The sequence below is a fragment of the Pseudomonas sp. PDNC002 genome, assembly GCF_016919445.1.
GTDB lineage: Bacteria > Pseudomonadota > Gammaproteobacteria > Pseudomonadales > Pseudomonadaceae > Pseudomonas.
Window position 1 is genome coordinate 2,246,814 of sequence record NZ_CP070356.1, and the last position, 19,203, is coordinate 2,266,016.

The 19,203-nt window shown below is 64.8% G+C and carries 16 protein-coding genes; 10 read left to right on the plus strand and 6 right to left on the minus strand.

The window, feature by feature from the left end:
• Positions 1-31: 31 nt before the first annotated feature.
• The 4 genes from JVX91_RS29110 (at position 32) to JVX91_RS10460 (ending at position 4,465) form a co-directional block, all read left to right on the plus strand.
• The gene (locus JVX91_RS29110; RefSeq protein ID WP_205339157.1) at positions 32-2,071 is read left to right on the plus strand and encodes an aminotransferase class I/II-fold pyridoxal phosphate-dependent enzyme; all 2,040 of its coding nucleotides are present in this window, start codon (positions 32-34) and stop codon (positions 2,069-2,071) included.
• A gap of 69 nt (positions 2,072-2,140) precedes the next feature.
• Positions 2,141-2,926 (plus strand): transporter substrate-binding domain-containing protein, encoded by a 786-nt coding sequence (locus JVX91_RS10450; RefSeq protein ID WP_205339158.1) that lies wholly within the window; start codon positions 2,141-2,143, stop codon positions 2,924-2,926.
• Positions 2,927-2,991: 65 nt separating this feature from the next.
• Entirely contained in the window at positions 2,992-3,702 is a 711-nt protein-coding gene (locus tag JVX91_RS10455) for an ABC transporter permease subunit (protein ID WP_205339159.1), read from the plus strand.
• A gap of 13 nt (positions 3,703-3,715) precedes the next feature.
• Positions 3,716-4,465 (plus strand): ABC transporter permease subunit, encoded by a 750-nt coding sequence (locus JVX91_RS10460; protein ID WP_205339160.1) that lies wholly within the window; start codon positions 3,716-3,718, stop codon positions 4,463-4,465.
• 146 nt (positions 4,466-4,611) lie between these two features.
• Here JVX91_RS10460 and JVX91_RS10465 read toward each other — a convergent pair whose 3' ends face one another.
• Positions 4,612-5,235: a TetR family transcriptional regulator C-terminal domain-containing protein gene (locus JVX91_RS10465; protein WP_205339161.1), complete on the minus strand. Its 624-nt coding sequence runs from the start codon at positions 5,233-5,235 to the stop codon at positions 4,612-4,614.
• Positions 5,236-5,340: 105 nt separating this feature from the next.
• Between JVX91_RS10465 and JVX91_RS10470 the strand changes: the two genes are divergently transcribed.
• Positions 5,341-6,354, plus strand: a complete 1,014-nt coding sequence (locus JVX91_RS10470) for a succinylglutamate desuccinylase/aspartoacylase family protein (RefSeq protein WP_205339162.1) — start codon at positions 5,341-5,343, stop codon at positions 6,352-6,354.
• A gap of 237 nt (positions 6,355-6,591) precedes the next feature.
• Here the strand turns inward: JVX91_RS10470 and JVX91_RS10475 are convergent, their stop codons facing one another.
• Both JVX91_RS10475 and JVX91_RS10480 read right to left on the minus strand, forming a co-directional pair.
• A complete protein-coding gene (locus tag JVX91_RS10475; protein WP_205339163.1) occupies positions 6,592-8,175 on the minus strand; it encodes a peptide chain release factor 3 in 1,584 nt (527 codons plus the stop codon).
• 128 nt (positions 8,176-8,303) lie between these two features.
• Positions 8,304-9,575 (minus strand): sodium:proton antiporter, encoded by a 1,272-nt coding sequence (locus JVX91_RS10480; protein WP_037014467.1) that lies wholly within the window; start codon positions 9,573-9,575, stop codon positions 8,304-8,306.
• Positions 9,576-10,023: 448 nt separating this feature from the next.
• Between JVX91_RS10480 and JVX91_RS10485 the strand changes: the two genes are divergently transcribed.
• The 5 genes from JVX91_RS10485 to JVX91_RS10505 all read left to right on the plus strand — a co-directional run bounded on the left by JVX91_RS10485 (position 10,024) and on the right by JVX91_RS10505 (position 15,314).
• The gene (locus JVX91_RS10485) at positions 10,024-10,740 is read left to right on the plus strand and encodes an ABC transporter permease (protein ID WP_205339164.1); all 717 of its coding nucleotides are present in this window, start codon (positions 10,024-10,026) and stop codon (positions 10,738-10,740) included.
• A 26-nt stretch (positions 10,741-10,766) separates the two neighbouring features.
• Positions 10,767-11,708, plus strand: a complete 942-nt coding sequence (locus tag JVX91_RS10490) for a glycine betaine ABC transporter substrate-binding protein (RefSeq protein WP_205339165.1) — start codon at positions 10,767-10,769, stop codon at positions 11,706-11,708.
• A gap of 1 nt (position 11,709) precedes the next feature.
• The gene (locus JVX91_RS10495; protein ID WP_024765896.1) at positions 11,710-12,375 is read left to right on the plus strand and encodes an ABC transporter permease; all 666 of its coding nucleotides are present in this window, start codon (positions 11,710-11,712) and stop codon (positions 12,373-12,375) included.
• 2 nt (positions 12,376-12,377) lie between these two features.
• Positions 12,378-13,544, plus strand: coding sequence for an ABC transporter ATP-binding protein (locus tag JVX91_RS10500; RefSeq protein WP_205339166.1), 1,167 nt, complete (start codon positions 12,378-12,380; stop codon positions 13,542-13,544).
• A 606-nt stretch (positions 13,545-14,150) separates the two neighbouring features.
• Positions 14,151-15,314: a type III PLP-dependent enzyme gene (locus JVX91_RS10505; protein WP_045209531.1), complete on the plus strand. Its 1,164-nt coding sequence runs from the start codon at positions 14,151-14,153 to the stop codon at positions 15,312-15,314.
• Positions 15,315-15,784: 470 nt separating this feature from the next.
• On the opposite strand, the gene JVX91_RS10510 is transcribed toward JVX91_RS10505, so the two are convergent.
• The 3 genes from JVX91_RS10510 to JVX91_RS10520 form a co-directional block, all read right to left on the minus strand.
• Positions 15,785-17,581 carry a phosphoethanolamine transferase CptA gene (locus tag JVX91_RS10510; RefSeq protein ID WP_205339167.1) on the minus strand — a complete coding sequence of 599 codons (1,797 nt, stop codon included), beginning with the start codon at positions 17,579-17,581 and terminating at the stop codon, positions 15,785-15,787.
• Positions 17,582-17,690: 109 nt separating this feature from the next.
• Complete coding sequence (locus JVX91_RS10515) at positions 17,691-18,485, minus strand: tetratricopeptide repeat protein (RefSeq protein WP_205339168.1); 795 nt, start codon at positions 18,483-18,485, stop codon at positions 17,691-17,693.
• A 6-nt stretch (positions 18,486-18,491) separates the two neighbouring features.
• On the minus strand, positions 18,492-19,172 hold the full coding sequence (locus JVX91_RS10520; protein ID WP_205339169.1) for a Fe2+-dependent dioxygenase: 681 nt from the start codon (positions 19,170-19,172) through the stop codon (positions 18,492-18,494).
• Positions 19,173-19,203: the final 31 nt, after the last annotated feature.

Consider the following 19,203-nt stretch of genomic DNA (forward strand, 5'->3'; position numbering starts at 1 on the left):
AGGCACTCCGTCATTCGGATGAGGCCCTTGCATGCGTTATTCGTCGCTTGTGGACAGGATGGTCGGACCCGGCGTTGCCGCCTGGGACATTCACTATGCCGCGATCGCCGCGCAGCGCGCGGGGCGGGATGTGATCGTGCTGAGTGTTGGCGATCCGGACTTCGCCACGCCGGACTTCATCACCGAAGCCGCCGTCACGTCGCTGCGCGCCGGCGACACGCACTACAGCGACGTGGCCGGCAAGCCCGAGCTGCGCCAGGCCATCGCCGCGCTGCACGAACGACGATGCGGGCAGACGGTGGCGCCGGAGAGCGTCATCGTCGTCGCCGGGGCACAGAACGGGCTGTTCGCCGCCGCGATGTGCCTGCTCGAGAAGGGCGACGAAGTCATCGTGTTCGACCCTGTCTACGTCACGTACGAAGCCACCCTGAAGTCCACTGGCGCCACGCTGGTTACCGTTCCAACCCGTCCTGACACCGGCTTCCGCCCGCAGGCCGCCGACCTGGCCGCTGCGATCACCCCGCGCACCAAGGCCATCTTCCTCGCCAACCCGAACAATCCCACCGGCGTCGTACTCGATCGCGAGGAGCTGCTGACCATCGCCGAGCTGGCGCACGCCCACGATCTCTGGGTGGTGGTGGACGAGGTCTACGAAGGGCTGACCTTCGAGCGCGAGCACCAGAGCTTCGCCGCGCTGCCGGGCATGGCCGAACGCACCCTGAGCATCGGCAGCCTGTCGAAATCCCATGCGATGACCGGCTGGCGCACCGGCTGGATCATCGCCAACCCGACGCTGGTCGGGCACCTGGAAAACCTCGCGCTGAACATGTTCTACGGCCTGCCGGGCTTCATCCAGGAGGCTGCGCGCGTCGCCGTTGAGCGCCACGATGAGGTGGTGGCGTCGATGCGCGAGATCTATCGCCGCCGGCGTGACCTGGTGGTAGCCGCGCTCAGCGACTGTCCGCGGGTGAAGGTGCTCAGCCCCGAGGCCGGCATGTTCGTGATGGTGGACGTGCGCGACACCGGCCTGAGTTCGCTGGACTTCTCCTGGCAACTGTTCCACGCCACCGGCGTTTCGGTGCTCGACGCGGCGGCCTTCGGTCCGCAGGCGGAAGGCTTCGTGCGGCTGTCATTCGGCCTGAGCGACGAGAGCATGGCCGAGGCCTGTGCGCGGATCATTCGCTTCGTCGAGTCGCTCCCCGCCAAGGCAGCAACGGTAGGAGCGGACCTTGTCCGCGAAACCAATCCCGGCGTGGCGGCTGATCGCGGACAAGGTCCGCTCCTACTAGAGCCTGCCGCGACCAAGCCGGTGATCGAGGTGCGAGATATCCACAAGCGCTTCGGCGATTTCGAAGTGCTCAAGGGTGTGTCGCTGTCGGCCCGCGAGGGCGAGGTGATCTCGCTGATCGGCGCCAGCGGCTCGGGCAAGAGCACGCTGCTGCGCTGCATCAACATGCTGGAGATTCCCAACCAGGGCTCCGTCACCGTCAGCGGCGAGACCATCGGCCTCACCCGTAATCGCCAGGGCGAACCGATGGTGGCCGACCAGCGGCAACTCACCCGTATCCGCTCGCAGCTGGGCATGGTGTTCCAGAGTTTCAACCTGTGGCCGCACCGCACCGTGCTGGAAAACCTCATCGAGGCGCCGACCTTCGTTCTCCACGAGAGCAAGGCCGAGGCCCGCGAGCGTGCCGAGGCGCTGCTGGAACGCGTCGGCCTGGCCGAGAAGCGTCACGAGTATCCGGCCTTCCTCTCCGGCGGCCAGCAGCAGCGCGTGGCCATCGCGCGCGCCCTCGCCGTGCGGCCTAAAGTGATGTTGTTCGACGAACCGACCTCGGCGCTCGACCCGGAACTGGTGGGCGAAGTGCTGCGGGTGATCCGTTCGCTGGCGGAAGAGGGGCGGACCATGATCCTGGTCACCCACGAAATGGCCTTCGCCCGCGATGTGTCCAGCCACGTGGCGTTCCTTCACAAAGGACTGATCGAAGAGGAGGGGACTCCCGAAGAGGTGTTCTCGCGGCCGCGCAGCGAGCGCTGCCGGCAGTTCGTCAACGCGCACCAGAATCGCTGACCGATGCCGCGTTGTCGGCGCATCGATGAGCGTGACCCAACACTAAATAAAACAAAGCAGGGGATCACGATGAGCAAGAAAGGTCTGTGCAAACTGATGGTGGGTGCGGCGATGCTGATGGCCGGCGCGGTGAGCGCGCAGGCCGAGACGATCCGCTTCGCCCTGGCCGCCGAGCCCTATCCGCCGTTCTCGCAGAAGCAGCCCGATGGCAGCTGGACCGGCTTCGAGCCGGACCTGATCCACAAGGTCTGCGCCGAGATGAAAGCCCAGTGCGAGATCGACGAAGTGGCCTGGGACGGCATCATCCCCTCGCTGCTGGCGAAGAAGATCGACGTGATCTTCAACTCCATGTCGATCACCGATGAGCGCGAGAAGCAGATCGCCTTCAGTCGCCCCTACTACGACACCCCGGTGGCCGTCGCCGCGCCACAGGCGGTGGACGTGCAGGTCACCCCCGAGGGCCTCAAGGGCAAGGCCATCGGCGTGCAGATCTCCACCGTCAGTTCCAACTACCTGAAGAAGTACTACGAGAAGATCGCCGACGTGCGCTACTACGACACCCAGGACTCGGTGAACGCCGACCTGGTGGCCGGGCGCATCGACCTGATGATGGCCGACGGTATCGCCGTGGCTTCCTTCGTCAAGTCGCCGGACGCCCAGGCCGCCGGCATCGTCAACAAGGGCGAGGTGAAGTACGACCCGATCTTCGGCCGTGGCGTCGGCGCCGGCCTGCGCAAGGACGACACCGCGCTCAAGGCGAAGCTCGATGATGCCATCGGCAAGCTGCTCGCCAGCGACGACTACAAGGCATTGTCGGACAAGTATTTCGGCATGAGCGTCGCGCCCAAGCAGTAACTCCGTGCATTCCCGCGCCCGTTCGGGCGCGGGCCTGAGAGCAAGGTTTTGCCATGGAGAACGCCATGCAAAGCATCTTCGACCTGATCGGATTCGGCGCCACGGGCTGGGGCCCGGCGCTGCTCAAAGGGCTGCTGGTCACCCTGCAGATTTCCGTCGGCGCCTTCCTGGTTGGCATGCTGATCGGCCTGGGCGCGGCGAGCGCCAAGATCGGCGGGCCCTGGCCGCTGGCGATGCTCGCGCGCGGCTACACCACGCTGTGCCGGGCGGTGCCGGAACTGTTGCTGATCCTGCTGCTGTTCTACGTCGGCTCCATGGGCCTGAACCAGTTCTTCGCCTGGCTGGGCTACGGCGAGGTGAAGCTCAACGGCATGATGGTGGCCATCGTCGTGCTCGGCCTGGTGCAGGGTGCCTACGCCTCGGAAATCTTCCGTGGCGCGATCCAGTCGATTCCCTTCGGGCAGATCGAAGCGGCGCGCGCCTATGGCATGCACGGTTTCGGCCTGTTTCGTCGCGTGACCTTGCCGATGATGGCGCCCAACGCGCTGGCCGGCATGGCCAACCTGTGGGTCAACCTGATCAAGGACAGTGCGCTGATCAGCGTGGTCGGCACCAACGAGCTGCTCTACACCGCCAAGCAAGCCGCCGGATCGACCCGGCACTACCTGACCTTCTACCTCACCGCGGCGGCGCTGTACTACGTGCTCACCGTGCTTTCCAACCTGTTCGCGGGCTACCTGGAGCGGCGTTTCCGTCGCTGGATTCCGGCGGTCTGAGCGAGGCGCGGCGATGAACGAACACTGGCTATTCGTCTACGGGGCTCTGTTGCTGAAAGGCCTGGGCACCACCCTGGTGATCCTGCTGATTTCCGCCATCCTCGGCTTTGCCCTGGCACTGGTCGTGGCGCTGGCGCGGATGTCGCGCAACTTCCTGGTCTCACGGCTGGCGCTGGCGTACACCAGCGTGATCCGCGGTACACCGCTGCTGGTGCAGATCTACATCTTCTACTACGGCCTGGGCAGCCTGTTCGCGCAGTTCCCGCTGATTCGCGGCAGCTTCCTCTGGCCGTACCTGCGCGATGGCTTCTGGTACATCGTCATCGCCCTGATTCTCTCGGTGGGCGCCTACGTCGGCGAGGTGGTGCGCGGCGGCCTGAAGGCGGTGCCGCGTGGTGAGCTGGAGGCCGCTTCGGCGTTCGGCATGAACCGCACGCTGGTGCTCTACCGCGTCTGGCTGCCACGTGCGATCCGCCTGCTGTTGCCGACCCTGGCGGGGGAGACCGTGATGCTGCTCAAGTCCACCGCACTGGCCTCCACCATTGCCGTGGTCGACCTGCTGGGCGCCGCCAACGTGGTGCGCGCGCAGACCTTCCAGGTGTACGAGCCGCTGTTGCTGGTGGCGGCGATCTATATCTGCCTGACCTTCATCATCGAGGCGCTGTTCGCCGTGCTGGAACGCACCACGCCGGTTCGCCGCGAAACGCAGAAGCCGGTGCAGCGATCATGGTTCGGTAAACGTCGTGCGAGAACGGCGGTTTGAACATTCACTGCTCGCCTGACGATCTTGCGAGCTAGCGCTGGATTAGGCGGGCGTCGCTCGAAGAGCGGCGTTTACGCCAGCAAATGAGTATCTGAGAGCGGCGCCCAACGACATCCAGCCGACGCGCAGCAGATCGTTGCCGCACTTCAGGCGTAGGCGCCGCGACGCAGGCCCTCTACCCAGCAGCGGCTGAGTTCCAGGCCGTCCGCGGCGCTGAAGGTGGTGGGATTCAGACACCACTCCAGCCACAGCCCGTCGAGCATGGCGGAGAGGCCGATGGCGGCCAGGCGCGGACGCGCCACCGTGAAGCCCTCGGCGCTGGCGAGGTCGCTGATGAGTTTTTCCAGGATCCCGAGGTACGTGTGGTAGCCGCGCTCGTGGGCTTCGTTCACCGGCGGCGAGTGGCGGATCAGGCTCCAGAACACCACCCAGGGACTGAGCAGGTCGGGGTCCAGCACCTGGGGCGAGAAGGAGCCGGTGAGGAAGGCTTCCATGCGTGCGGCGGGATCGCTGCCGACGGCGTCGACCTGCTGGTAGAGCGCCTGGGTCACTTCGCCGGCGAGGGTTTCGTAAGCCTGGGCGACCAGCGCGTCGATGCTGCCGAAGTGATGGTTCACCAGGCCCACGGCGACGCCGGCTTCCTTGGCAATGCGGCGCACGGAAATGCCCGCGTGGCCATCGGCGACCAGGCACTTGAGGCAGGCGCGTACCAGGTGGTCGCGACGTTCCTCGGAGGTGGCGCGCTGGGCTTTCTGGCGGGGCATATCCACGGTGCGACGTCCTTTTGCGGCGTGCCGGAAACCGGCGACTGGCTTCGATACTAGGAGGCGCCGACGAAGATTTCCATGGGCGATTCGGACAGAGGAGAGGACTTGATGATCGAGGATGTGTCCTTCAGCGTACCCGGTGACTCGGGCGCAGAGCTACGCGTTCTGGCGTGGCGTATCGATGGTGGCAAACCGGGGCCCAGGGTGCACCTGCAGGCCGGTGTGCATGCCGACGAGATCGCCGGGATGCTGGTGCTCCACGAACTATTGCCGCGCCTGCGCGAGGCCGCCGAGCGCGGGGCGCTCAATGGCAGCGTGACTGTGGTGCCGCAGGCTAATTCCATCGGCATCGGGCAGTTCCGCCAGGGGCGGATTCTCGGTCGCAACCACGACTCCACGTCGCGCAATTTCAACCGGGGCTTCCTCGCCTCGGCGGCGGCCACGGGGACGCTGGACAACCTTTCGTTGTGGCAGAAGCGCCTGGCCGAATTGGCGGCGCCGGCGGATATCGTGCTCGACCTGCACACCGACGACGAGGCGCTGCAATACGTCTATGTCCACGAGTGCTTCTGGCCCGGCGCGCAGGACCTCGCCGCGGCCCTCGGTGCGGAGTTGGCGATTATCTGGGAGGGCGATGGCGACGGCGCTTTCGAGGAAGTGGTGATCGCGCCATGGCTCGCCGAGCAGCGCTTCGACGGGCGCCTGGTGGCCACCGTCGAGCTGCGTGGCCAGGGTGATGTAAGCGATGCGCTGGCGCAGCAGGACGTCGACGGCCTTTACCGCTTCCTCGGTGCCCGCGGCGTGGTGGACGACGCTGGGCCGCTGCCAGAGTGGAAAGGAGTCGCGACCCCGATGGGCTTCATGGAGACGGTGTTCGCCCCGGCCGCCGGCGTGCTGGTGTTCGAGCGTGAGCTGGGCGAGTATCTCGAGGCGGGCGAGCGCTTCGCACGCATCATTTCGCGCCCTGGCGACGCCAGTAGCGAACACATCCTGCGGGCGCCGCAGAGCGGATTGTTCGCCACCCGTTACCGTGACCGGTTGATTCCCCAGGGGGCCATCGCGGGCAAGTTCACTGGTACAGCGCAGTCGAGCACCTGGAGCTCGGGGGCGCTTGATCCGTAATCGGTTTCTGTACGGGGCATCCCTCACCCCAACCCTCTCCCAGAGGGAGAGGGGGCAGATTGTGCCGCCTGACGCTGTGGTTTCATCCTGCACCGAACGGTCCCCTCTCCCGCTTGAGGAGCGGGGCGCGCAGCCAGGGTTAGGGTGAGGGGCTCTTACCCGCGCATCTCGACCCAAAAGCAAACAAGGAAGAACAAAAACGCCCGCACAAGGCGGGCGTTTTCGTGAGCGGCGAACTCAGTGGTGTTCGCGGGTAGCGCGGAAGGTGATGTCCGGCCAGCGCTCTTCCATCAGGCTCAGGTTGACGCGGGTCGGGGCCAGGTAGGTGAGGTGGCCGCCGCCGTCCACGGACAGGTTTTCGAAGGCCTTGTCCTTGAACTCCTTGAGCTTCTTCTCGTCCTTGCACTCGATCCAGCGCGCGGACCAGACGTTGATCTGCTCGTAGGCGCACTCGACCTTGTATTCCTCCTTCAGGCGGCTGGCGACGACGTCGAACTGCAGCACACCGACGGCGCCGAGGATGATGTCGTTGTTGCGTTCGGGGAAGAACACCTGAGTGGCGCCTTCCTCGGCCAGTTCCTGCAGGCCCTGGCGCAGCTGCTTGGATTTCAGCGGGTCCTTCAGGCGCACGCGGCGGAACAGTTCCGGGGCGAAATGCGGGATACCGGTGAAGCCCAGCGCCTCGCCTTCGGTGAAGGTGTCGCCGATCTGGATGGTGCCGTGGTTGTGCAGGCCGATGATGTCGCCGGCGAAGGCCTCTTCCAGCTGCTCACGCTCGCTGGAGAAGAAGGTCAGCGCGTCGGCGATCTTCACGTCCTTGCCCAGGCGCACGTGGCGCATCTTCATGCCCTTCTCGTACTTGCCCGAGCAGATGCGCATGAAGGCGATGCGGTCGCGGTGTTTCGGGTCCATGTTCGCCTGGATCTTGAACACGAAGCCGGAGAACTTCTCTTCGGTCGGCGCCACGGTGCGCTCGTGGGCGCCACGCTCCAGCGGTTGCGGGGCCCAGTCGACGATGCAGTCCAGCACCTGGTCGACACCGAAGTTGCCCAGCGCGGTACCGAAGAATACCGGGGTCATCTCGCCCTTGAGGAAGGCGTCCTTGTCGAACTCGTGGCAGGCGCCCTGCACCAGTTCCAGCTCTTCGAGGAAGTTGTCGTAGAGGTCGCCCAGGTGCGCGCGGGCCTCGTCCGAGTCGAGCTTGTCGATGACCTGGGTCTCGATACGCTCGTGGCCGTGGCCCGGCACGTAGACGATGATCTTGTCCTGGGCGAGGTGGTACACGCCCTTGAAGTCGCGGTAGCAGCCGATCGGCCAGGTGATCGGCGCGGCCTTGATCTTCAGGACGGCTTCGATCTCGTCGAGCAGCTCGATGGGGTCGCGGATGTCGCGGTCGAGTTTGTTGATGAAGCTGACGATGGGCGTGTCGCGCAGGCGGCAGACTTCCATCAGGGCGATGGTGCGCGGCTCTACACCCTTACCGCCGTCGAGGACCATCAGCGCCGAGTCCACCGCGGTCAGGGTGCGGTAGGTGTCTTCGGAGAAGTCTTCGTGGCCGGGGGTGTCGAGCAGGTTGATCATGTGCTCGCGGTAGGGGAACTGCATCACCGAGGTGGTGATGGAGATGCCGCGCTGCTTCTCCATCTCCATCCAGTCGGAGGTGGCGTGGCGGTCGGACTTGCGCGACTTCACGGTACCGGCGACGGCAATCGCCTTGCCCATCAGCAGGAGCTTCTCGGTAATGGTGGTCTTACCGGCGTCGGGGTGGGAAATGATCGCGAACGTGCGGCGCTTCGCGACTTCGGCGGCTTGGATGCTCATGGATGGGTGCCTGGTCGATTCGGTGAAGACGGGCAGCGAGCGGCCCGAAAAACGCGGGATTATAGCCTGAATCGTGGCGTCGCCGGCAGACCCGGCGACGCAAGGCTCAAGGACCCTGGAGGGCGCTGTCAGTGGTCGCTGTCGGCGACCGGCTCGGCGCCCTTGTAGATGCGCCGCACCAGCGGGCCGATGGACAGGCCCTGGAGCAGGATCGACACCAGCACCACCACGTAGGTCAGGCTGAGGATCAGGTCGCGCTGCTCGCCCAGCGGCAGGGACAGCGCCAGGGCCACCGACACTCCGCCGCGCAGGCCGCCCCAGACGAGGATGCGGATGGTCCCGGCGGGCACCTGGCGGCGGCCGTTCTCGGTCTGGCGCAGCACGACGATGGCCGGTGCGACGGTGAGCAGGCGCGAGATCAGTACCGCGCCGCCCAGGGTGAACGCCGCCACCACGTGCAGCCAGTTGAACGGCAGCAGGAGCAGCTCCAGGCCGATCAGGGCGAACAGCAGGGCGTTGAGGATCTCGTCGATCAGCTCCCAGAACTTGTCGATGTAGCGCCGCGTTTCGTCGGACATCGCGTAGTGGCGCGCCTGGTTGCCGATGATCAGGCCGGCCACCACCATGGCGATGGGCGCCGACACGTGCAGCCGCGCCGCCAGCGCAGCGCCGCCGATCACCAGGGCCAGGGTGAGCATGACTTCCACCTGGTACTGGTCGATGCCGCGCATCATCAGGAACACGCCGTAGCCCAGCGCCGCGCCGAACAGGATGCCGCCGATGGCTTCCTGCACGAACAGCCAGGCAATCGTCGAGGCGGTGGGCGTTTCGCCGGCCAGCAGGATGCCCAGCAGGATGGTGAAGACCACCACGGCGGTGCCGTCGTTGAACAGCGACTCGCCGACGATGGTGGTGGCCAGCGGCTTGGGCGCGCCGGCGGACTTGAGGATGCCCAGCACCGCGATGGGGTCGGTGGGCGAGATCAGCGCGCCGAACAGCAGGCAGTAGATGAAGTCCACGTGCCAGCCGAAGAGGGCGAAGGTGTAGTAGGCCAGGTAGCCGATCACCGTGGTGGCGATCAGCACGCCGAAGGTGGCGAGCAGGCCGATGGGCCACTTGTAGTTGCGCAGGTCGGCGAGGTTCACGTGCAGGGCGCCGGCGAACAGCAGCGCGGGGAGGAACCAGGTCATCAGCACGTCGGAGAAGTCGATGCGGCTGATGATCTGCTGCATCTCGACTTCCAGCACCGGGTAGCCGAGCAGCGACATGCCCTGGGCGATGAAGGAAAAGATCAGCGCGGTGGCCATGACGCCGATGGTCGGCGGCAGGCGGATGAAGCGGTAGTTGACGTAGGTGAGCAGGGTGGTCAGCGCAATGAACGCCGCGGCCAGATCAAGCATGGCGATGGATCTCCGTGGTAGGCAAGAACGCCGGCCCCGAGTGACCTATCCATGGGTCGGGGGCACGCGAAAGAATCCCGATGATAACCGCTGAGCGAATCTGCGTACGTTTTCGCCGGGCGCATCCGCCGTTGGGCAAGTGGAGGAGGGCGATGGTTCAGCCGGATCGGAAGTTTTTTCGAAAGTTTTTTTGTCCGCCGCAGCCCCCGGACCATGGGGGCTGAAGCCGAATGCGCGGCCGCGCGATGGCACAAGGATGGCAATTTTATTGAACGTAACGGCACGCACGGGGGTCCACCCCTTCGCGACGACAATCCGTAGGCGCTTTCGCAAGTACTTGATTCTCGTCGCGTTTAATCGAGGTCCCAGGTAAGTCTCAGGACGGGATCGAGCGTCACGTGAGCGCGGCGATGCCAGTCGCCGCGCACCCGAAGGGAGTCCCCCAACCATGGTGAAAACCACCACGGGCAAGGCCCTGTTCGGCGTCTGCTTCGCAGTCGTTGTGCTGGCTTTGCTGATCCATTGGATCACCCCCGCCACTCTGTGGCAGTACCGCGAAGACCTGCTGTTCTACCTGCAGGCGCACCTGATCCTGGTGTTCGCATCCATGTTCGCCGCCATCGTGGTCGGCATCCCCGCCGGCATGCTGCTCAGCCGGCCCGCCCTGCAAGGACAGGCCGAGCGCCTGATGCAGATATTCAACGTCGGCAACACCATCCCGCCACTGGCCGTGCTGGCCATCGCCCTGGCGATCGTCGGGATCGGCAACGGCCCGGCGATCCTCGCGCTGTTCCTCGCTTCGCTGCTGCCCATCGTGCGCAATACCTACGAGGGCCTGCGCGCCGTGCCGGCGTCGCTCAAGGAAGCGGCCACCGGCATCGGCATGACGCCACGGCAGGTGCTGCTGCGCGTCGAACTGCCCAATGCGGTGCCGCTGATCATGGGCGGTGTGCGCATCGCGCTGGCGCTCAACGTCGGTTCAGCGCCGCTGGCCTTCCTGATCGGCGCCAACAGCCTGGGCAGCCTGATCTTCCCCGGCATCGCCCTGGACGACCAGTCCAAGCTGCTGCTCGGCGCCGTGTGCACTGCGCTGCTGGCGCTGGTGCTCGATGGCCTGGTGGTGCTGTTCAGCCGCGGTTTCCTGGAACGGGGGCTGGCGAAATGAAAGGGAGTTGTTTGAAAGGAGCCCGCATGACACGACGTCTGCTTGGCGCGCTGGGCCTCGTGCTCGCCGCCACAACCGGTCTCGCGCAGGCGGCCGATGTGATCCGCATCGGCGGCAAACCGTTCACCGAACAACGCCTGCTCACCGCCATCACCGCGCAGTACCTGCAGAGCAAGGGCTACGAGGTGAAGGTCACCAACGGCCTGGGCAGCACCCTTGCGCGCAGCGCGCAACAGAGCGGCCAGCTGGACCTGGTCTGGGAGTACACCGGCTCGTCGCTGATCGTCTACAACAAGGTCAAGGACAAGCTCAACGCCGAGCAATCGCTGGCCAAGGTTCGCGAGCTGGACGGCAAGAAGGGGCTGGTCTGGCCTACGCCCGCGCCGTTCAACAATACCTATGCGCTGGCGATGCCCGAGGAGCAGGCCGAACAGCTCGGGGTGCGCACCCTCAGTGACCTGGCCCGGGTGATGAAGGAGCAGGGCGACAAGAAGACCCACCTGTTCGCCATGGATCCGGAATTCGCCGGCCGTCCGGACGGTCTCGCGCCGATGAGCGAGCTGTACGGCTTCCACTTCACTCGCGACGACGTGCGGCAGATGGATGCCGGGCTGGTCTACACCGCGCTGAAGAATCGCCAGGTGTTCGTCGGCCTCGTCTACACCACCGATGGCCGCCTGAAGGACTTCAAGCTGCGCGTGCTGGAAGACGACAAGCAGTTCTTCCCGTTCTACAACGCCGCGCCGGTGATGCGTGCCGATCTGCTGGAGAAGCACCCGGAGCTGAAGACGCTGTTCGACCCCATCGCCAATCTGCTCGACGACAAGACCATGCAGGCGCTCAACGCCCAGGTCGACATCCAGCAGGAGCCAGTGCAGCGCGTGGCGCAGAAATTCCTGCGCGACCACGACCTGCTGGGCGACAAGGCCCGGCCGGCACAGGACCAGCCCATAAAGGAGGAGAACTGACATGGACTTCATGACCGTGATTTCCCGCCTCGACTGGGTGCAGGTCGGCCAGCTGACGCTGCAGCACCTGATGCTGGTATCCATCGCCGTGGGCCTGGCTATCGTCGTCGGTGTGCCACTGGGCGTGCTGATGACGCGCTTCAAGTGGCTCGCCGGGCCGTTGCAGGGCGCCGCCACCGTGGTGCTGACCATCCCGTCCATCGCGCTGTTCGGCCTGATGCTGCCGCTGTACTCGAAGATCGGACAGGGCCTTGGCCCGCTGCCGGCGATCACCGCGGTGTTCCTCTATTCGCTGCTGCCGATCCTGCGCAACACCTACCTCGCGCTGACCAATGTCGAGCCTGGCATTCGCGAAGCCGGCAAGGGCATCGGCATGACCTTCTGGCAGCGCCTGCGGATGGTCGATATCCCCATCGCCGTCCCGGTGATCCTCGCCGGCGTGCGCACCGCCGTGGTGATGAACATCGGCGTGATGACCATCGCTGCGGTGATTGGCGCCGGCGGCCTGGGCGTGCTCATCCTCAATTCCATCAGCCAATCCAACATGCCCATGCTGGTGGTCGGCGCGGTCCTGGTGAGCCTGCTCGCCATCGCCGCCGACCTGCTGCTGCAGTGGCTGCAGCGTGCGCTCACCCCGAAGGGCCTGCGCCCGCAGACAGGAGACTGAACATGATCGAACTCGACCAACTGACCAAGACCTTCACCCTCAAGGACGGCAAGGAATTCCGCGCCGTGGACAAGGTCAGCCTGACCGTGGAGAAGGGCGAGATCTGCGTGTTCCTCGGCCCCTCCGGCTGTGGCAAGACCACCACGCTGAAGATGATCAACCGCATCATCCAGCCCACTTCCGGGCGCGTGCTGATCGACGGCCAGGACACCCGCGAGCTGGACGAAGTGACGCTGCGCCGCCACATCGGTTATGTGATCCAGCAGATCGGCCTGTTTCCCAACATGACCATCGAGGAAAACATCATGGTCGTGCCGCGCCTGCTCGGCTGGGACAAGCAGAAGTGCAAGGACAAGGCGCGCGAGCTGATGGCCATGGTCAAGCTCGAACCCAAGCAGTACCTGTCGCGCTACCCGCGCGAGCTGTCCGGTGGGCAGCAACAGCGCATCGGCGTGATCCGCGCGTTGGCCGCGGATGCGCCGTTGCTGCTGATGGACGAGCCGTTCGGCGCGGTGGACCCGATCAACCGCGAGTCGATCCAGAACGAGTTCTTCGAGTTGCAGCGCAAGCTGGGCATGACCGTGATCATGGTCAGCCACGACATCGACGAAGCGATCAAGCTGGGCGACAAGGTGGCGGTGTTCAAGAGCGGCCGTCTGCTTCAGTTCGACCATCCGGACACCTTGCTGGCGCACCCGGCGGACGAGTTCGTCAGCGCCTTCACCGGTCAGGACAGCACCCTCAAGCGTCTGCTGCTGGTGCGCGCCGAGGATGCCGCCGACAGCAGCATCGTCACCGCCAGCCCGCAGACCACGGTGGCTGAGGCGCTGGAAAAGATGGAAGAAGACGACCGCCGCTACCTGGTCGTGGTGGACGCCAACGGCAAGGGCCTGGGCTACGTGCGTCGCAAGGACATGCGCCGCAAGGAAGGCGTGTGCAGCGACTTCCTCAACGAGTTCCGCGTGACCGCGAGCCATGACGAACACCTGCGGATCCTGTTGTCGCGCATGTACGAGTTCAACAGTTCGTGGCTGCCGGTGCTCGATGCGGACGGGCAGTTCCTCGGTGAGGTGACGCAGGAGTCCATCGCGGATTACCTGAGCTCCGGTCGCTCGCGTGGGCGCAAGACCAATATCGTGTCGCCGGCGGAGGTGGCGCAGGCTTCCTGATGCTTCCTGTGGACGCGCGCCCCTCACCCTAACCCTCTCCCGGAGGGAGAGGGGACCGTCCGGAGTTTGCTGCCAGGCTGGCGTCAGCCTACCCATCCGGGACGCACTTCCAGCCTGCTCGGATTACCCCCTCTCCCTCTGGGAGAGGGCAGGGGTGAGGGGATGGTCCTCGCTCCGAGATTCCAGAATAACTCCCTCCCGCACCACCCATCCCCAATCGCTGAACTCCCCCCTCTGTCACCGGTCGTTAACTCAGTAGGACGATGATGCAGAAACCCGTCGAAAGCCCCGTGCTGTGCGGTATTCCGTGCATTTTGTTGAGTATCCAAAACAGTCAACCGGCATAGCGACAAAGGGATGTAAAAAAGCGGCAATTCAGGGTTGAACTCACGAACTTCAGGTCCTAAAGTTCGCGCCCGAACGTCCATGCTGGAAACGATCCATCCGGCTCAAGTACTGACGACGAGAGATAGCCGGTGCCTTGCCCCGGTATCGGTAATGCTCGGCGACATGCCTTGGGAAGTAGGCGAACCAAAGTGGGGAAACGGATTCGACGTTCAGCTTCACCCCTACGAATAACCTGTTCTGCCATTTGGAGTCCCAACCATGTCCATCAAGGTCGAGGATTACTTCGCCCCCGAAACCTTCCAGCGCATGAAGGCGTTTGCCGACAAGCAGGAAACCCCCTTCGTCGTCATCGACAAGCAGACCATCGCCGATGCCTACGACCAGCTGACAGGCTGCTTCCCGTTCGCCAAGATCTACTACGCGGTGAAGGCCAACCCGGCCACCGAGATCACCGAGCTGCTGCGCGACAAGGGTTCGAACTTCGATATCGCCTCCATCTATGAGCTGGACAAGGTGATGAAGACCGGCGTGCGCGCCGAGCAGATCAGCTACGGCAACACCATCAAGAAAGCCCGCGACATTCGCTACTTCTACGAGAAGGGCGTGCGCCTGTTCGCCACCGACTCCGAAGCCGACCTGCGCAACATCGCCAAGGCCGCGCCGGGCTCCAAGGTCTACGTGCGCATCCTCACCGAAGGCTCCACCTCGGCCGACTGGCCGCTGTCGCGCAAGTTCGGCTGCCAGTCCGACATGGCCATGGACCTGCTGGTGCTGGCCCGCGACCTGGGCCTGGTGCCTTACGGCGTATCCTTCCACGTCGGTTCGCAACAGCGTGACATCGGCGTCTGGGACGCGGCCATCGCCAAGGTGAAGGTCATCTTCGAACGCCTGAAAGAAGAAGACGGCATCGAGCTGAAGCTGATCAACATGGGCGGCGGCTTCCCGGCCAACTACATCGCCAAGACCAACAGCCTGGAAACCTACGCCGAAGAGATCATCCGCTTCCTCAAGGAAGACTTCGGCGACGAGCTGCCGGAAATCATCCTGGAGCCGGGCCGTTCGCTGATCGCCAACGCCGGCATCCTGGTCAGCGAAGTCGTGCTGGTGGCGCGCAAGTCGCGCACCGCGGTGGAGCGCTGGGTGTTCACCGACGTGGGCAAGTTCTCCGGCCTGATCGAAACCATGGACGAGTCCATCAAGTTCCCGATCCATGTTGAGAAGGCGGGCGAGCTGGAAGAAGTGGTGATCGCAGGCCCGACCTGCGACAGCGCGGACATCATGTACGAGCACTACAAGTACGGCCTGCCGCTGAACCTGGCCGCTGGCGACCGCCTGTACTGGCTGTCCACCGGTGCCTACACCACCAGCTACAGCGCGGTGGAGTTCAACGGCTTCCCGCCGCTGAAGGCGTTCTACCTGTAAGGCTTGCTTCCACGAAAAAGCCCCGCTGATGCGGGGCTTTTTCTTTTCCGTCATCGGTAGGGAGCTGGCTCTTCGTAGGAGCGGACCTTGTCCGCGAAATCCATCGCGGCGGAATCCATTGGCGTAGAAGCAAGTCAAGGCTGCGCTCAGTACTTGCTCGCGAACCCAGGCAACGAGGATTGCCGGCAAATCGCGGACGGAGTCCGCTCCTACGAAATCAAAAAACCCTCACCCTGGCTGCGCGCCCCGCTCCTCAAGCGGCAGAGGGGATCGTTCGGAGCAGGGGGAAACCGCAATGACAGCCGGCACGAACAGCCCCCTCTCCGTTCAGGGAGAGGGCTGGGGTGAGGGGAACGCCCAGATCAGCTGCCCCAGATAAAGGCAGTTGCTCCCAAAGGCGAGCCACCGCGCGCAGCAGAATGAAAAACGCCCCGCATTGGCGGGGCGCTCTTCACGGCATCGGGTGCGTATCAGCCCTCTTTGGGCAGTACCTTGGCCGGAGCCTGCGCCGTGGCAGGGGCCTTGCCATCGGTGGCAATCTCCTGCTCGGCCTTGTCCATCGGCAGCTTGTCGAACTCGTGCAGGCCGTCCTTCTTGTACGGGTCGCCGATCCAGCGCGGTGCGGTGGCGAACTGCTGGTTCACCAGGCTCTTGGCCGGCTCGTAGCGGTCGTAGCTCAGGCCGGCGAGGTCCGACAGGGTGTGGATCAGGTGCGAGCTGCTGTAGGAGCGATCGGCCACCGCCTGCAGGTCGCGCGGGTGGGCGGCCTGCCAGCTCGGCGAGGTCCAGACCATGAACGGAATGGTGTACATCGGCCGGGTCGGGTCCATTTCGTTGCGGCCCAGGCGGTCATGGTTGCCGGAGCTGTAGACGTCTTCGCCGTGGTCGGAGAGGTAGAGCATGAAGCCGTTGGCGTTCGCGTCGGAGTAACGCTTGATCAGGCTCGACACCACGAAGTCGTTGTAGCGCACCGCGTTGTCGTAGAAGTTGTAGGTCTCCACCTGGTCATCCGACAACGCCGAGGGCGCGCCCTGGCGGTCCTTGAAGTAGGCGAACTCCTCAGGATAGCGATAGCGGTAGTCCATGTGCGTGCCCAGCAGGTGGATCACGATGAACTTCTTCTGCGCCGGGTCCTTCAGGGCCTTTTCGAATGGCGCCAGCACCACGCCGTCGTACTGGCTGGCGTTCTGGTTGCGCTGGTTGTTCAGGTACGCCTGCTCGTCCGTCTGCTGGGAGAAGGTGGTGAGCATGGTGTTGCGCTTGGTCATCGTCTGCTGGTTGGTGATCCAGAAGGTCTTGTAGCCCGCCTGTTTCATCAGGTTGATCAGCGACGGATCGGTGAGGAAGCGGTCCGGGTTCTGCTCATCGCCGAAGGTGAGGATCTGCTGCATCACCTCGATGGTGTAGGGGCGCGGCGCGACGACGTTCTGGAACACGGTCAGTCCCTTGCCTTGGGCGGCGAGGGCATCGAGGTTCGGCGTGGTGTCGCGGCCGTAGCCGTACAGGTGCATGTGTTGGCGGGTAGTGGATTCACCCAGCACCAGCACCAGGGTGCGCGGGGCTTCGCCGCTGCTGTCCTGGAGGTTCTGCAGGGGCGGCAGCGAGGCGTTCTGCTGCAGCAGCTTCTGCATGTTGTCCAGTTGCTGGCGGTACTGGACATAGCCCACCACCAACTGCCACGGCACCGCCGGTTCCATGCGCGATTGCACCTTCTCCAGCGCCTGAGCGAAGGTGCGCTCCTGGGTGACCATCTGCTTGTAGAACGGATACACGAGGTTCATCGCCACCAGCAGCACGGCTACCGGCACGCGGGCATACAGCGGCAGGGTGACCGGGCGGATGCGCTTCCACAGCAGCACGGCGACCACGGTGTAGGCCAGCAGCGCCAGGCACAGCCAGAGGCTGAAATACTGGCTGAAGTACTCGCCGGCTTCGGCGGTGTTCGACTCGAACATCACGAAGATGACGCTCTGCGAGAACTCCTGCTTGTAGATGCCGAAGTAGCTCAGGCCCACCAGCGAGGCGCCCCAGAGCACCAGGCCGATGACCGCGGCGATGCCTTTGGTGAAGCGCGGCAGCAGCAGCGCCGGAGCGAGCCACAGGCTGCTGAGGAAGAAGGCGTCGCGGAAGCCGGCGAAGCCAGTGGTGCCACTGAACAGGATCAAGGCCTGGGTGACGCCGGAGAAGTACCAGAAGAACAGCAGGAGCCAGCCCAGGCCGGCCCAGTCCACGCCTTTGCGGATGGAAGGTGGAGTAGAGGTAGACACGCGCGCCTCGTCATTTCGTGACACTGCCGAATCGTTCGGCAGCCAGAGAGGCTGCGAGGCTAGCAGTACAGTCGTGAAAAATACGTCAAATTGAAACAGAGTTTTGCTGTCAGGCCACTTCCAGCGCTTGCGCGAGTCGTGCAAGGTCCGTGTCGTCACCCAGTTCGGCGGCGCGCTGGAAGTAGGCCAGGGTCAGTTCGCTCAGGCTCGGCGGCATCGAGGCGGCGAGCTGTTCGCGTGCAACGCGCAGGAAATTGAGGTTGCCACCTTCCAGCGCCCGTTCGAGCCAGATGCGGGCGGCCGGCAAGTCGCCGCGTTCGGCCAGCACCGAGGCGTGGCTGAACTGCCCACGGAAGTCACCCGCTTCGGCGGAGCGGCGGTACCACTGGCGGGCAAGGTCCAGGTCACACGGGACCACCAACCCCTCCTCATGGAAGCGCCCGACCAGGTTCATCGACTTGGCATGACCCAGCGCGGCTGCGCTCTGGTAGAGCGCCAGGGCGCGGGAATCGTCGCGCGCCACGCCGCGCCCGGTGGAGAGCAGGTTGGCGAGGTTGTACATGGCCCAGTCGAGCTTCTGCTGCGCGGCTATCGCGTAATGACGGGCGGCACCGGCCTCATCCTTTTCGCAGCCCCAGCCATGTTCCAGACAGCGGCCGAGCATGTTGCGCGCCATGGCGTGGCCGCGCTCGGCGGCGATGCCGAACCAGGTCAGGGCGAGGCCGATGTCCTGTTCGATGCCGTGGCCGTCGAGGAGGATCTGCCCGAGCAGCGCCTGGGCTTCCAGGTCGCCGTCGCGGGCGCCGGCGAGGATCAGCCGGGCGGCCTGGCGCGGGTTGTCGGCGAGCTGGCCGGTGAGGTCTTCGACGTTGATTTCTTCAGTGCGACGCAGGACGAAACTCATGATGTCTCAGACGTCCACCCAGCGGCGCAGCAGGTTGTGGTAGGTGCCGGTCAGTTCGATCAGTGCCGGGTGTTCCGGCACATCGCGGGTCAGCGCCTGGATCGACTGGTCCATCTGGAACAGCAGGGCGCGCTGGCTGTCCTCGCGCACCAGGCTCTGGGTCCAGAAGAACGAGGCGATGCGCGCGCCACGGGTCACCGGGTTGACCTTGTGCAGGCTGGTGGCGGGGTAGAGCACCAGGTCGCCGGCCGGCAGTTTCACCTGTTGGGTGCCGTAGGTGTCCTGGATCACTAGTTCACCGCCGTCGTAATCCTCCGGGTCGCTGAAGAACAGCGTCGAGGACACGTCGGTACGCACCCGCTCGCGGCCACCCTGGGTGTCGCGCACGGCGTTGTCGATGTGGAAGTCGAACGAACCGCCGCCGGTGTAGCAGTTGAACAGCGGCGGGAAGACCTTGCTCGGCAGCGCGGCGGACTGGAACAGCGGGTTGCTCCACAGGCGCTGCAGCATGGCTTCGCCGATTTCGCGGGCCAGGGGATGGTCCTGCGGCAGTTGCAGGTTGTGCTTGGCGCGGGATGACTGGTAGCCGGCGGTGACCTTGCCGTCGGCCCACTCGGCCTGTTCCAGGGCGGCGCGGATGCGCGTCACCTCATCACGGGTGAAGACGCCGGGAATGTGCAGCAGCATGGGCCGGTTCCATCAGGTTCGATAATTTGCC